Here is a 13,820-nt window from a genome sequence, read left to right on the forward strand (position 1 = left end):
AATTAGTGGTTTAAAAGAATGAAATCGGTGCGGATTGCGCCTTTGATCTTGTCCTTTTCGTACGCCACCAGATCGGTGGCCGGGTCAGCGACGGCTTCGGTCAGCTGCGCATGCCCGGCTTCGTCTTCCTCTTTGCTGTGCAGAAACTTGTGCGCGAGCTTCTCGAAACCCTCGAAGCACAGGTACGCGCCGCCGACCATCAACAGTGGTGTCACCAGCCACGGTACGAAAGCGCTGATCGCCAATGCCGACGGCACGAGGATCAGTTTGTTGACGAACGAGCCCTTGGCCACCGCCCACACCACGGGAATTTCCCGCTCGGCGCGCACGCCCGATACCTGCTGGGCATTGAGCGCCAGATCATCACCGAGCACTCCGGCGGTCTTCTTCGCGGCCATCTTGGTCATCAATGCAACGTCATCCAGAACGGTGGCGATGTCATCGATCAGCACCAGCAAACTGCTTCCTGCCATGAATCCTGTTTCCTTCTGTGTATGAATGTTGCCAAGCATAACGCGACCGCCGGCCACAGGCTGCATTGTTGAGCGCCGCTCAAGGCCGGTGCTACCATGCGCCACCGCCAGAACAGGCAAGGAACCACCGGGTTTATGAGCACAATCCGCGAGCGTAACAAAGAACTGATCCTGCGCGCCGCCAGCGAAGAGTTTGCCGACAAGGGCTTCGCGGCGACCAAAACCAGCGACATCGCCGCCAAGGCGGGATTGCCCAAGCCCAACGTCTACTACTACTTCAAATCCAAGGAAAACCTCTACCGCGAGGTGCTGGAAAGCATCATCGAGCCGATTCTGCAGGCCTCGACCCCGTTCAACCCGGACGGCGTGCCGAGCGAGGTGCTGAGCGGCTACATCCGCTCGAAGATCCGCATCTCCCGCGACCTGCCCTACGCCTCCAAGGTGTTCGCCAGCGAAATCATGCACGGCGCCCCGCACCTGAGCGCCGACCTGGTCGAGCAGCTAAATGCCCAGGCCAAGCACAACATCGCCTGCATCCAGAGCTGGATCGACCGCGGCCAGATCGCCCCGATCGACCCCAACCACCTGATGTTCAGCATCTGGGCCGCGACCCAGACCTACGCCGACTTCGACTGGCAGATTTCCGCAGTGACCGGGAAAGACAAGCTTGATGAAGCCGATTATGAAGCGGCGGCGCAGACGATTATCCGGTTGGTGTTGAAGGGGTGTGAGCCGGATCGGTGAGATCGGGGGAACCGCTTCGCGAGCAGGCTCGCTCCCACATTTGGACCTATGGTGCTCTCAAATCACCTGTGGGAGCGAGCTTGCTCGCGAATGGAGCGACTCGGTCTGCCTATCAGCCCAAATCGCATGCCACAGCGGATAATCGCTAAACCTTTGCACTAAACCTGCCCGCAACGGGTTAGCCACAACATATCGAGCCATTTGCACCAAATCATCCTCCCGCCGCAGTGCGCGATCGTGAAACCCATGCTGCCAGAGGGTGCCTTTTCTACCCGCAGCCGTGTTCACAGCACGCGCGCTTAAGGACTTTGTCCTTTGCATCAGTTCACTCAAGGAACCCTGCTTCAAATCGATCAACCAGTGAAAGTGGTCGGGCATAACCACCCATGCCAACGAGTCGGCAAACCCCAGTTCCTCGGCGTTTCGAAATTGGTCACCGACTAACTTACCTAATGCAAAATCGCGGAAAACAGGTTCGCGATGAAGTGTGTTGGCGGTCAGTAGATATAAGCGGTTAGGTTCGTCGTAACGGCCAATGCGCAGGCGATGCGAGGCTGATAGTTTTGGCATTCCTTTGCCCCTTTCATGAGAAGACTCGAAAGATTAGATCCAAAGCACAGACAGGAGGCGGACAGACGTTGGCTAAATGTGTCTGTTAAATCGCCTTCGCGAGCAAGCTCGCTCCCACAGGGGTTTTCGGACACTGAACATTTCATGTACACCTCCTAACCCAATGAGCGAGCCTGCTCGCGAAAGCGGTTATTCAGACACTGACATTCAAACAGCCACCCCGCCATCCGCCCGCAAATCCAGCGCCTCCACGGCTTTAATTGCCACCTGCTCATCCACATCCGACAAATCCCCACTGATCCCGATCGCGCCTAGCACTTCACCCGCCTGGTTGCGAATCAATACGCCACCCGGTGCCGGCACTACGCTGCCCTGCCCCATGCTGTTCAACGAAGAAAAAAACGCCGGGCGTTGTTGAGCGTCCTGGGCGAGCAGGCGTGAGCCTTTACCCAAGGCGATGGCACCCCAGGCTTTGCCGATGGCGATGTCGGGGCGCAGCAGGCTGGCGCCGTCTTCGCGTTGCAGGGCGATCAGGTGGCCGCCGTTATCGAGTACCGCGATGGTCAGCGGTGCGGCGTTCATGCCGCGTCCTGCGTTGATGGCTTCGCTGACCAGGTTGACTGCGACTTTCAAGGTTAAAGCGCTCATGGTGCCGTCCTCATTTTGTTATAGGGAAAGTCGTGGGACTGCGCGTTTGTGCCGCAGTCCGATGACACAAATAGAACACAATGAGTTATTTTTTTGTATACAATAATTCTCGAAAAGCGCCACATGCGACGAAAAGCCACAGCACAGCGGGCTTCCGACGAATGAAACAGACGCTTGAGAAAATGGATTGACCTGCGCCGTCCGCCGTGAATACACTCTGCGCAAAGCCACTTGTATACAATTACAAAACGTAAAGAGGCACAAAACCATGAGCAAAATGAGAGCAATCGAAGCCGCCGTTCTGGTGATGCGCCGTGAAGGGGTTGATACCGCTTTTGGCATCCCGGGCGCAGCGATCAACCCGCTGTACTCCGCCTTGCAGAAGGTCGGTGGCATCGATCACGTCCTTGCTCGCCACGTTGAAGGCGCCTCGCACATGGCCGAGGGCTACACCCGCACCAAGGCCGGCAACATCGGCGTGTGCATCGGCACGTCCGGCCCTGCCGGTACCGACATGGTTACCGGGCTCTACAGCGCCTCGGCCGACTCGATTCCAATCCTCTGCATCACCGGGCAAGCACCCCGCGCCCGTATGCATAAAGAAGACTTCCAGGCAGTCGACATCACCAGCATCGTCAAGCCAGTGACCAAGTGGGCGACCACGGTTCTGGAACCGGGCCAAGTGCCTTACGCGTTCCAGAAAGCCTTCTATGAAATGCGCTCCGGCCGTCCAGGCCCTGTACTGATCGACCTGCCGTTCGACGTGCAGATGGCCGAAATCGAATTCGACATCGACGCTTACCAACCGCTGCCATTGGCCAAACCGACCGCAACCCGCGTACAGGTCGAGAAGGCTCTGGCCCTGCTGGATCAGGCCGAGCGTCCATTGCTGGTCGCAGGCGGCGGCATCATCAACGCCGACGCCAGCGACCTGCTGGTCGAGTTCGCCGAGCTGACAGGTATTCCGGTCATCCCGACCCTGATGGGCTGGGGCACCATCCCTGACGACCACCCGCTGATGGTCGGCATGGTTGGTCTGCAGACTTCGCACCGTTACGGCAACGCCACCATGCTGAAATCCGACGTAGTGCTGGGCATTGGTAACCGTTGGGCCAACCGCCACACCGGTTCGGTTGACGTGTACACCGAAGGTCGCAAGTTCATTCACGTCGACATCGAAGGCACGCAGATCGGCCGCGTGTTCACCCCGGATCTGGGCATCGTTTCCGACGCCGCCGCAGCACTGACCGTGTTCATTGAAGTCGCCCGTGAATGGCAAGCCGCCGGCAAGCTGAAAAACCGCAGCGCCTGGCTGCAGGATTGCCAGCAGCGCAAGGCCAGCCTGCATCGCAAGACCCACTTCGACAACGTGCCGGTCAAGCCGCAGCGCGTTTACGAAGAAATGAACCAGGTTTTCGGCAAGGACACCTGCTACGTCAGCACCATTGGTCTGTCGCAGATTGCCGGCGCGCAGTTCCTGCACGTCTACAAGCCGCGTCACTGGATCAACTGCGGTCAGGCCGGCCCGTTGGGCTGGACCATTCCGGCGGCGCTGGGCGTGGTGAAGGCCGATCCGAACCGCAAAGTCGTGGCCCTGTCGGGGGACTATGATTTCCAGTTCATGATCGAAGAACTGGCGGTCGGCGCTCAGTTCAAACTGCCGTACATCCACGTTGTGGTGAACAACTCGTACCTGGGCCTGATCCGTCAGGCCCAGCGCGGGTTCGAAATGGACTACTGCGTGCAGCTGTCCTTCGATAACCTGAATGCGCCGGAACTCAACGGTTACGGGGTTGACCACATCGCAGTCGCCGAAGGCCTCGGCTGCAAGGCACTGCGTGTGTTCGAACCGTCGGAAATCGCCCCTGCCCTGCGCAAGGCCGAACAGATGATCGAAGAGTTCAAGGTGCCGGTGATCGTCGAGATCATTCTGGAGCGTGTGACCAACATCTCCATGGGTACCGAGATCAACGCGGTCAACGAGTTCGAAGACCTGGCACTGGTCGGCAATGACGCGCCGACCGCGATTTCGTTGCTTGACTAACTGCTGACCGCTCTCCCTGCGGGAGCGAGCCTGTGTGGTGAGGGGATTTATCCCCGTTAGGGCGCGAAGCGGCCTCAAAACCTGAAACCGCGGCGTATCAGGTACACCGCATACAATGGTTTACGACTGCTTCGCAGCCGAACGGGGATAAATCCCCTCGCCACAGCTCGCTCCCCCAGGGGATCCTCACAAGATTTACGGGAGACCACCATGCCGCGTTTCGCAGCCAACCTGTCCATGCTGTTCACCGAACAGGATTTCCTTGCCCGTTTCGACGCCGCCGCCAAGGCCGGTTTCAGTGGCGTGGAATACCTGTTCCCGTACGACTTCAGCTCGGCTGAAATCAAGGCAAAACTCGAGGCCAACGGGCTGACCCAAGTGCTGTTCAACCTGCCGGCCGGTGACTGGGCCAAGGGCGAGCGCGGTATTGCCTGCCTGCCGGATCGGGTCGAAGAGTTCCGCGCCGGGGTCGATCTGGCGATCGCTTACGCACAAGTGCTGGGCAACACCCAGGTCAACTGCCTGTCCGGCATCCGCCCGCAAGGCGTTGACGATGCCACCGTGGAAAAGACCTTCGTCGCCAACCTCAAATACGCCGCCGACAAGCTGCAAGCGGCGGGCATCAAACTGGTGATGGAAGCGATCAACACCCGCGACATTCCCGGTTTCTACCTGAACAACACGGCGCAAGCCCTGTCGATTCGCGAGCAGGTCGGCAGCGCCAATCTGTTCCTGCAATACGACATCTACCACATGCAAATCATGGAAGGCGATCTGGCCCGCACCCTGCAATCGCACCTGGGCGAGATCAACCATGTGCAACTCGCGGACAACCCGGGGCGCAACGAGCCGGGCACCGGTGAGATCAACTACCGCTTCCTGTTCGAACACCTTGATCGCATCGGTTATCAGGGTTGGGTGGGTTGCGAGTACAAACCGCTGACCACCACCGAAGCGGGCCTGGGTTGGTTGAAATCACACAACGCAATTTGATTGACCACGCATTGCAAAAAATCTGGGGCAGCTGCGCTGCCCAACGGGGATAAATCCCCTCGCCACAAAAGCTCACCAGCCATGGGTTGGGGGCACGACAAAAACAAGAGGATTTTCTCATGGCTAAAATCGGATTCATCGGCACCGGCATCATGGGCCACCCAATGGCGGCGAACCTGCAGAAAGCCGGTCACAGCCTGTTCCTGTCGCAACACCACGACGCGGCCCCGGCCGATCTGGTCGCCGCTGGCGCCGTCGCCCTGGCCAACCCGCGTGAAGTGGCGCAGGAAGCCGAATTCATCATCGTCATGGTTCCGGATACCCCGCAGGTCGATGACGTGCTGTTCCGCGCCGACGGTGTTGCCGCCGGTATCGGCAAAGGCAAAGTGGTCATCGACATGAGCTCGATTTCGCCGACCGCCACCAAAGCCTTCGCCGCCAAGATCAACGAGAAAGGCGCGCAGTACCTCGACGCGCCAGTGTCCGGCGGTGAAGTCGGTGCCAAAGCCGCCACCCTGAGCATCATGGTCGGTGGCGACGCCGAGGCCTTCGAGCGCGCCCTGCCGCTGTTCCAGGCCATGGGCAAGAACATCACCCTGGTCGGCGGCAATGGCGACGGCCAGACCGCCAAAGTGGCGAACCAGATCATCGTCGCGCTGAACATTCAGGCTGTCGCTGAAGCCCTGCTGTTCGCTTCGAAAAACGGCGCCGATCCGGCCAAGGTGCGTGAAGCGCTGATGGGCGGTTTCGCTTCTTCGAAGATTCTCGAAGTACACGGCGAGCGCATGATCAAAGGCACCTTCGATCCGGGCTTCCGCATCAGCCTGCACCAGAAGGACCTGAACCTGGCCCTGCAAGGCGCCAAGGAGCTGAACATCAACCTGCCGAACACCGCCAATGCCCAGCAGGTATTCAGCACCTGCGCGGCCATCGGTGGCAGCAACTGGGACCACTCGGCGCTGATCAAGGGCCTGGAACACATGGCCAATTTCTCGATTCGCGACAATAAATAAAGCCTGCCCCGTCGCTCGTTCCCACGCTCCGCGTGGGAATGCAGCCCGGGACGCTCCGCGTCCCTGCCGAAGCGGACGCAGAGCGTCCATTGAGGCATTCCCACGCAGAGCGTGGGAACGATCATCAGCATTAACCAAGAACAATAAGATTGGGAGCCCGCCATGTCGGTCGATCCGCAACAACTGCTGCGCGAGCTGTTTGCCACAGCCATCGACGCGGCCCATCCGAACCAAGTCCTCGAAACCCATTTGCCCGCCGATCGTACCGGCCGGGTGATCGTCATCGGCGCCGGCAAAGCCGCTGCTGCCATGGCGCAAGTGGTCGAGCGCTGCTGGGAGGGTGAAGTCACCGGCCTGGTGGTGACCCGCTACGGCCACGGCGCTCCGTGCGAAAAAATCGAAGTGGTCGAAGCCGCACACCCGGTGCCGGATGCGGCGGGTCTGGCCGTGGCCAAACGTGTGCTGGAGCTGGTCAGCAACCTGACTGAAGACGACCGCGTTATCTTCCTGCTCTCCGGCGGCGGCTCTGCCCTGCTCGCCCTGCCAGCCGAAGGCATCACCCTTGCCGACAAGCAGTCGATCAACAAAGCCCTGCTCAAATCCGGCGCGACCATCGGCGAGATGAACTGCGTGCGCAAGCACCTCTCGGCGATCAAGGGCGGCCGCCTCGGCAAGGCCTGCTGGCCGGCGACGGTTTACACCTACGCGATTTCCGATGTGCCGGGCGACCTCGCCACCGTCATCGCCTCCGGCCCGACTGTGGCCGATCCGAGCACTTCGGCCGAGGCGCTGGCGATCATCAAGCGCTACGGCATCGACATTCCCGCCTCCGTGCGTACCTGGCTGCAAAGTCCGGAATCGGAAACGGTCAAACCCGGCGCCCCAAGCCTGGCGCGCAGTCATTTCCAGTTGATCGCCCGCCCGCAGCAATCGCTGGACGCGGCGGCGGTGAAATGCCGGCAGGCCGGTTTCAGCACCTTGATTCTCGGCGACCTCGAAGGCGAATCCCGTGAAGTGGCGAAAGTCCACGCCGGCATCGCCCGACAGATCATCAATCACGGCCAGCCACTGGCGGCGCCGTGCGTGATTCTCTCCGGCGGTGAAACCACGGTAACCGTGCGCGGCAATGGCCGTGGCGGACGCAATGCCGAATTCCTCCTCAGCCTGACCGACAGCCTCAAAGGCCAGCCCGGCGTCTACGCGCTGGCCGGCGACACCGATGGCATCGACGGCTCGGAAGACAACGCCGGCGCGATCATGACCCCGGACAGCTACGCCCGCGCCGCCGCACTGGGTCTGAGCGCCAGCGACGAGCTGGATAACAACAACGGCTACGGCTACTTCCAGGCGCTCGATGCACTGATCGTCACCGAGCCGACCCGCACCAACGTCAACGACTTCCGCGCCATTCTGATCCTTGAGAACTGCAAATCATGACGCCTGATAAAAAGGTCAAAATCCTCGCCACCCTCGGCCCCGCCGTCGACGGTATCAACGACATCCGCGAGCTGGTCGAGGCCGGGGTCAACATCTTCCGCCTGAACTTCAGCCACGGCGATCACGCCGACCACGCCAAGCGCTATCAATGGATCCGCGAAGTCGAGCGTCAGCTCAACTACCCGCTGGGCATTCTCATGGATCTGCAAGGACCGAAACTGCGTGTCGGCAAATTCGCTGATGGCAAGGTGCAGTTGCATCGCGGTCAGGCGTTCCGTTTGGATCTTGATACGACAGCGGGCGATGAACGCCGGGTCAACCTGCCGCATCCGGAGATCATTGCCGCGCTGGAAGCCGGCATGGACCTGCTGCTCGACGACGGCAAGCTGCGTCTGCGCGTGGTCACCAAGTACGCCGATGCGATCGACACCACCGTGCTCAACGGCGGCGAACTGTCTGATCGCAAAGGTGTGAACGTGCCGCAAGCGGTGCTCGACCTCAGCCCGCTGACCGCCAAGGATCGCCGCGATCTGAGCTTCGGCCTGGAACTGGGGGTGGATTGGGTCGCGCTGTCGTTCGTGCAGCGCCCGCAGGACATTGTCGAAGCCCGCGCATTGATCGGCGACAAGGCGTTTCTGATGGCGAAAATCGAGAAGCCTTCGGCGGTCGAGCAACTGCGTGAGATTGCTGAGTTGAGCGACGCGATCATGGTCGCGCGCGGCGATCTTGGTGTGGAAGTGCCGGCGGAGAGCGTGCCGCAGATTCAGAAAAACATCATCACCACCTGCCGCGCGCTGGGCAAACCGGTGGTGGTGGCGACACAGATGCTCGAGTCAATGCGCTTCTCCCCTGCCCCAACCCGTGCCGAGGTGACTGACGTCGCCAACGCCGTGGCCGAAGGCGCCGATGCGGTGATGCTCTCGGCGGAGACCGCGTCCGGTGAGTACCCGCTGGAAGCCGTGCAGATGATGAGCAAGATCATCCGTCAGGTGGAGAACGGCCCGGATTATCAAACCCAGCTCGACGTCAGCCGTCCGAAAGCCGAGGCGACGGTTTCCGATGCGATCAGCTGTGCGATCCGCCGGATCAGCAACGTGCTGCCGGTGGCGGTGCTGGTCAATTACAGCGAGTCCGGCGCCTCGACGTTACGCGCATCGCGCGAGCGGCCAAAAGCACCGATCCTCAATCTGACGCCGAACCTGCAAACCGCGCGGCGCTTGAGCGTAGCGTGGGGCATTCATTCGGTGGTCAATGATCGCCTGCGTCAGGTCGACGAAGTCTGCTCGACCGCACTGGAGATTGCTCAGGCGCAAGGCATGGCCGAGCGTGGCGACACGCTGCTGATCACCGCCGGCGTGCCGTTCGGGCAGCCGGGGTCGACCAATTCGCTGCGGATCGAAACGTTGATTTAACCCCCCACCATGATCGTTCCCACGCTCTGCGTGGGAATGCAGCCCGGGACGCTCCGCGTCCCAAGAGCAGACGCAGAGCGTCCATTGAGGCATTCCTTTGCGGCGCGTGGGAACGATCTGCACCGAATGAACTGCCATGCCTGCCAATCACTTCAACACCCACTGCCCCGACTGGGCCGAGGCTTTGCTCAACGGTTTCAGTCAGATTTTCTTTCAGCGCCATCCGCTGTGCGGCCTGCTGTGTCTGTTGGCGATTCTGCTGACCGCGCCGGTACTGTTCGCCGGGGCGCTGCTCGGTGGCGTTGCCGGTCTGCTCACCGCGCAGCGGCGCAACTACGCCAAGGCCGATCGCCAGGCCGGGTTGTTCAGCTACAACGGCGTGCTGCTCGGCCTGCTGCTGAGCCTGTATTTCCCTTGGTCGCCACTGCTGCCGCCGTTGATTCTTGCAGCGGGCGGCTTGAGTGCGATGCTCACTCAGCAATGGCTCAAACACGTGTACCACAGTCGCGCCATACCGGCGTATACCTCGCCGTTCGTGGCGCTCAGCTGGGTGCTGCTGGTGTTCGCCGAGCCGTCCACACCGGCGGCATCGGTCGACCTGAACACGACGAATCTGCTGGCCGCTGAACTGCGCGGATTCGGCCAGGTGATGTTCCTCGACCATCCATTGGCCGGGGCGTTGATCGTCAGCGGTTTGCTGCTCGCCGATCGCCGCGCGTTCTGCTGGGCGCTGCTGGCGTCGGCGATCGGCCTCGGCTCGAGTCTGCTGCACCACGAAACGTCCGCCGCACTGCTCGGACTCGGTGGCTACAACGCCGTACTCGCCGCCCTCGCCTTCAGCGCTCAACGGCAACATCCGTGGCTGCCGCTGCTGGCAATTGTCCTGGCACTGCTGGTGACGCCGCTGTTTGCTGCCCTTGGATTGGCGACGCTGACCGCGCCGTTCATCCTCGCCTGCTGGTTGATTCGTGCCGGCATTCAAATGCTTGGCAAAGCGTCGCTTGCGCATGAGTCTTGCGCTCACGAGGAGAATCACCCTAGGCTGCGCTGATCTTCGATTCAGGCGTTATCCATGGACAGCAGCAACAATTGGCGCGAACGGCTTTACGTCATGATCTTCCAGAGCGACACCCCGGCCGGGCGTCGCTTCGACGGCATCCTGCTGGTGATCATCCTCGCCAGCCTGGTGATCGTGATGCTCGACAGTATCGACAGCATTCACCGTAATTACGCCGACGTTCTGGCCTATATCGAGTGGGGCTTCACGGCGATTTTCCTCGGCGAATACATCCTGCGTCTGTACTGCTCGCCCAAGCCGCTGCGCTATGCCTTCAGCTTTTATGGCCTGGTGGATCTGCTGGCGATCGTGCCGGGCATCCTCGCGCTGTATTACAGCGATGCGCAGTATCTGCTGATCATCCGCATCATTCGGATGCTGCGGATTTTCCGCGTGCTCAAGCTCAGCCCGTATCTCAAGCAAGCCAACTATCTGATGTCGGCGCTGCGTGGCAGCAAGCAGAAAATCGTCGTGTTTCTGGTCAGCGTGTGCACGCTGGTGACGGTGTTCGGCACGCTGATGTACGTGATCGAAGGCCCGGAACATGGCTTCACCAGCATTCCCAAAGGCATCTATTGGGCGATCGTGACCTTGACCACTGTGGGCTTCGGCGACATCGTGCCGAAGACGCCGCTGGGCCAGGTGATTTCTTCGCTGGTGATGATCACCGGTTACTCGATCATAGCCGTGCCCACAGGGATTTTCACCGCTGAGCTGGCCAACGCCATGCGCGGCGAACAGCTGCAACATGACTGCCCGGGCTGTCAGAAAAAGACCCACGAGCAGAGCGCAGCGTTCTGTTCCCGCTGCGGCAGTCAGCTGTTCAAGAAAGTGGAATAAGCACAGAGCTTTTTAATCTTTAAGCGACTATGCGAGGCCCGCTATAGTCGCTGGCAAATCGCCTCATTTTTGACACGACACCCCACAGAACAAGGAATGCGCAGTGAAAAAACTCTTTGGCGCCTCACTTCTCGCCGTCGGCCTGGCCTTGGCCAACATCGCCCAGGCAGCACCGACGCTGCTCAACGTTTCCTACGACGTGATGCGCGATTTCTACAAGGACTACAACACTGCGTTCCAGAAGCACTGGCAAGCCGAGCACAACGAAAACATCACCGTGCAGATGTCCTTCGGCGGCTCGAGCAAGCAGGCGCGTTCGGTGATCGACGGCCTGCCGGCTGACGTCATCACCATGAACATGGCCACCGACATCAACGCCCTCGCCGACAACGGCAAACTGGTCCCGGACAACTGGGTCACGCGCCTGCCGAACAACAGCGCACCGTTTACCTCGGCCACGGTGTTCATCGTCCGCAAGGGCAACCCGAAAGCCTTGAAAGACTGGCCGGACCTGCTCAAGGACGGCGTTCAGGTCATCGTGCCCAACCCGAAAACTTCCGGTAATGGCCGCTACACCTACCTGTCAGCCTGGGGCTACGTGCTGAAAAACGGCGGCGATGAGAACAAGGCCAAGGATTTCGTCGGCAAGCTGTTCAAGCAGGCGCCGGTGCTCGACACCGGTGGCCGCGCCGCCACCACCACGTTTATGACCAACCAGATCGGCGACGTACTGGTGACCTTCGAAAACGAAGCGGAAATGATCGCCCGCGAGTTCGGTCGCGATCAGTTCGAAGTCATCTACCCGACGGTCTCAGCGGAAGCCGAGCCACCGGTTTCGGTGGTCGACAAAGTGGTCGACAAGAAAGGCTCCCGCGCTGCGGCTGATGAGTATCTGAAGTACCTGTGGTCGCCGGAAGGTCAGGAAATTGCGGCGGCCAACTATCTGCGTCCGCGTGACCCGGCGGTGCTGGCGAAGTACACCGATCGCTTCCCGAAAGTGGATTTCCTTTCGGTGGAGAAGACCTTTGGTGACTGGCGCACGGTGCAGAAAACCCACTTCAATGATGGTGGCGTGTTCGATCAGATTTATACCGGGCAGTAAGGCTTGATCTGAAAAAATCAAAAGGCGACCCACCGAGGTCGCCTTTTTGTTGCGTGGGAATACCGGTCATTACACTGCGTAATACCAGTTATCATCCGAAAACGTCTTCTGCCAGTCCACGTTGTCCATTAGCCTCAGCCCTTTCCTGTGCCCGACCCGAGATCCCCTATGACCACCACTCCTCACGCAATGACCCGAGGCATGGTCCTGCTGTTCGCGTTCTGCTGCGGCGCCATCGTTGCCAACATCTACTATGCACAACCGATCATCGGCCTGATCGCGCCGGACATCGGCCTCTCCGACACCATGGCCAGTTTCATCGTCTCGCTGACGCAGATCGGCTATGCGTTGGGCCTGTTCTTTCTGGTGCCATTGGGGGATCTGCTGGAAAACCGGCGGCTGATGATCATCACCACGGTCGTGGCGATTGCCAGTCTGCTTGGCGCAGCGTTTACCGAGCAGCCGAACGTGTTCCTGCTGATCTCGTTGCTGGTCGGCTTCAGCTCGGTGTCGGTGCAGATCCTGATTCCGCTGGCCGCGCATCTTGCGCCGGAAGAATCCCGTGGCCGGGTGGTGGGCGGGATCATGGGCGGTTTGCTGCTGGGCATTCTGTTGGCGCGACCGGTGTCGAGTGTGGTCGCCGATCACCTCGGCTGGCGCGCCATGTTCATGATCGCCGCAGCGTTGATGGCGGCAATCAGCGTGGTGCTGGCACTGACCGTGCCCAAGCGCCAGCCGGATCACAGCGCCACCTATGGCCAGTTGATCGGTTCGCTATGGACACTGCTGCGCCAGCAACCGGTGCTGCGTCAGCGGGCGTTTTATCAGGGCTGCATGTTCGCCACGTTCAGCCTGTTCTGGACCGCCGTGCCGCTGGAGCTGGCACGCAACCATGGCCTGTCGCAAAGCGAGATCGCGATCTTCGCTCTGGTGGGCGCCATCGGTGCCATCGCCGCGCCAATCAGCGGCCGCCTCGCCGATGCCGGCCACACACGCATCGCCTCGCTGCTGGCCATGCTCTTCGCCAGCCTGAGCTTCCTGCCCGCCTTCATCCATCCGGCCTACAGCGTCATCGGCCTGGCCGTGACCGGCGTGGTGCTGGACTTCTGCGTGCAGATGAACATGGTCCTCGGCCAACGCGCGGTGTACTCGCTGGACGCGAAAAGTCGTGGCCGTTTGAACGCGCTGTACATGACCAGCATCTTCATCGGCGGCGCCTTCGGCTCCTCGGTGGCCAGTGCGGTGTACGAGCATGGCGGCTGGTTGTGGATCGTGATTGTTGGTAGCGTCTTTCCGCTGTTGGCGTTGTTGCGGTTTCTGAGTGTTTCACGACGCGCTTCATTGGCCACGGCTTAAGGCTTCAAAAGCTTCGCGAGCAAGCTCGCTCCCACAGGTTTTGGGTGACCTTCGAATCACTGCAATGCACAAAACCAGTGTGGGGGCGGGCCGGCGCGCCACGCCGGGTGGGAGGCCCCACAAACTGGCGG

12 protein-coding genes and 1 pseudogene are annotated in these 13,820 nt (G+C 60.6%); 10 read left to right on the forward strand and 3 right to left on the reverse strand.

Annotated elements, in window-relative coordinates:
• Nucleotides 1-14: 14 nt before the first annotated feature.
• Nucleotides 15-473, reverse strand: a pseudogene (locus QMX86_RS12155) (DUF808 family protein); the annotation flags it as partial.
• A 135-nt stretch (nucleotides 474-608) separates the two neighbouring features.
• On the opposite strand from QMX86_RS12155, the gene QMX86_RS12160 reads away from it, so the two are divergent.
• Nucleotides 609-1,217, forward strand: coding sequence for a TetR/AcrR family transcriptional regulator (locus QMX86_RS12160; protein WP_041479604.1), 609 nt, complete (start codon nucleotides 609-611; stop codon nucleotides 1,215-1,217).
• Nucleotides 1,218-1,274: 57 nt separating this feature from the next.
• On the opposite strand, the gene QMX86_RS12165 is transcribed toward QMX86_RS12160, so the two are convergent.
• Together QMX86_RS12165 and QMX86_RS12170 are read right to left on the reverse strand one after the other, a co-directional pair.
• Nucleotides 1,275-1,787, reverse strand: coding sequence for a transposase (locus QMX86_RS12165; protein WP_130930087.1), 513 nt, complete (start codon nucleotides 1,785-1,787; stop codon nucleotides 1,275-1,277).
• Between the two features lie 207 nt (nucleotides 1,788-1,994).
• On the reverse strand, nucleotides 1,995-2,435 hold the full coding sequence (locus QMX86_RS12170) for a heme-binding protein (RefSeq protein WP_282383617.1): 441 nt from the start codon (nucleotides 2,433-2,435) through the stop codon (nucleotides 1,995-1,997).
• 268 nt (nucleotides 2,436-2,703) lie between these two features.
• Between QMX86_RS12170 and gcl the strand changes: the two genes are divergently transcribed.
• The 9 genes from gcl to QMX86_RS12215 all read left to right on the forward strand — a co-directional run bounded on the left by gcl (nucleotide 2,704) and on the right by QMX86_RS12215 (nucleotide 13,689).
• The gene (gcl, locus tag QMX86_RS12175; RefSeq protein WP_042607573.1) at nucleotides 2,704-4,479 is read left to right on the forward strand and encodes a glyoxylate carboligase; all 1,776 of its coding nucleotides are present in this window, start codon (nucleotides 2,704-2,706) and stop codon (nucleotides 4,477-4,479) included.
• A 210-nt stretch (nucleotides 4,480-4,689) separates the two neighbouring features.
• Complete coding sequence (gene hyi, locus QMX86_RS12180; protein WP_282383615.1) at nucleotides 4,690-5,472, forward strand: hydroxypyruvate isomerase; 783 nt, start codon at nucleotides 4,690-4,692, stop codon at nucleotides 5,470-5,472.
• A 119-nt stretch (nucleotides 5,473-5,591) separates the two neighbouring features.
• Nucleotides 5,592-6,485 (forward strand): 2-hydroxy-3-oxopropionate reductase, encoded by an 894-nt coding sequence (locus QMX86_RS12185; RefSeq protein ID WP_282383613.1) that lies wholly within the window; start codon nucleotides 5,592-5,594, stop codon nucleotides 6,483-6,485.
• 162 nt (nucleotides 6,486-6,647) lie between these two features.
• A complete protein-coding gene (locus QMX86_RS12190) occupies nucleotides 6,648-7,922 on the forward strand; it encodes a glycerate kinase (RefSeq protein ID WP_282383611.1) in 1,275 nt (424 codons plus the stop codon).
• Nucleotides 7,919-9,334 carry a pyruvate kinase gene (gene pyk, locus QMX86_RS12195; RefSeq protein ID WP_110601122.1) on the forward strand — a complete coding sequence of 472 codons (1,416 nt, stop codon included), beginning with the start codon at nucleotides 7,919-7,921 and terminating at the stop codon, nucleotides 9,332-9,334. Before QMX86_RS12190 ends, pyk begins: the two co-directional genes overlap by 4 nt.
• A 136-nt stretch (nucleotides 9,335-9,470) precedes the next feature.
• On the forward strand, nucleotides 9,471-10,385 hold the full coding sequence (locus tag QMX86_RS12200) for an urea transporter (protein WP_282383606.1): 915 nt from the start codon (nucleotides 9,471-9,473) through the stop codon (nucleotides 10,383-10,385).
• Nucleotides 10,386-10,406: 21 nt separating this feature from the next.
• Entirely contained in the window at nucleotides 10,407-11,231 is an 825-nt protein-coding gene (locus QMX86_RS12205; RefSeq protein WP_016771032.1) for an ion transporter, read from the forward strand.
• A 103-nt stretch (nucleotides 11,232-11,334) separates the two neighbouring features.
• A complete protein-coding gene (locus QMX86_RS12210) occupies nucleotides 11,335-12,333 on the forward strand; it encodes a sulfate ABC transporter substrate-binding protein (protein ID WP_282383604.1) in 999 nt (332 codons plus the stop codon).
• Between the two features lie 168 nt (nucleotides 12,334-12,501).
• Nucleotides 12,502-13,689: an MFS transporter gene (locus tag QMX86_RS12215; protein ID WP_122704692.1), complete on the forward strand. Its 1,188-nt coding sequence runs from the start codon at nucleotides 12,502-12,504 to the stop codon at nucleotides 13,687-13,689.
• Nucleotides 13,690-13,820 lie beyond the last annotated feature (131 nt).

Source organism: Pseudomonas sp. PS01270 (assembly GCF_029959775.1).
Lineage (GTDB): Bacteria > Pseudomonadota > Gammaproteobacteria > Pseudomonadales > Pseudomonadaceae > Aquipseudomonas > Aquipseudomonas atacamensis.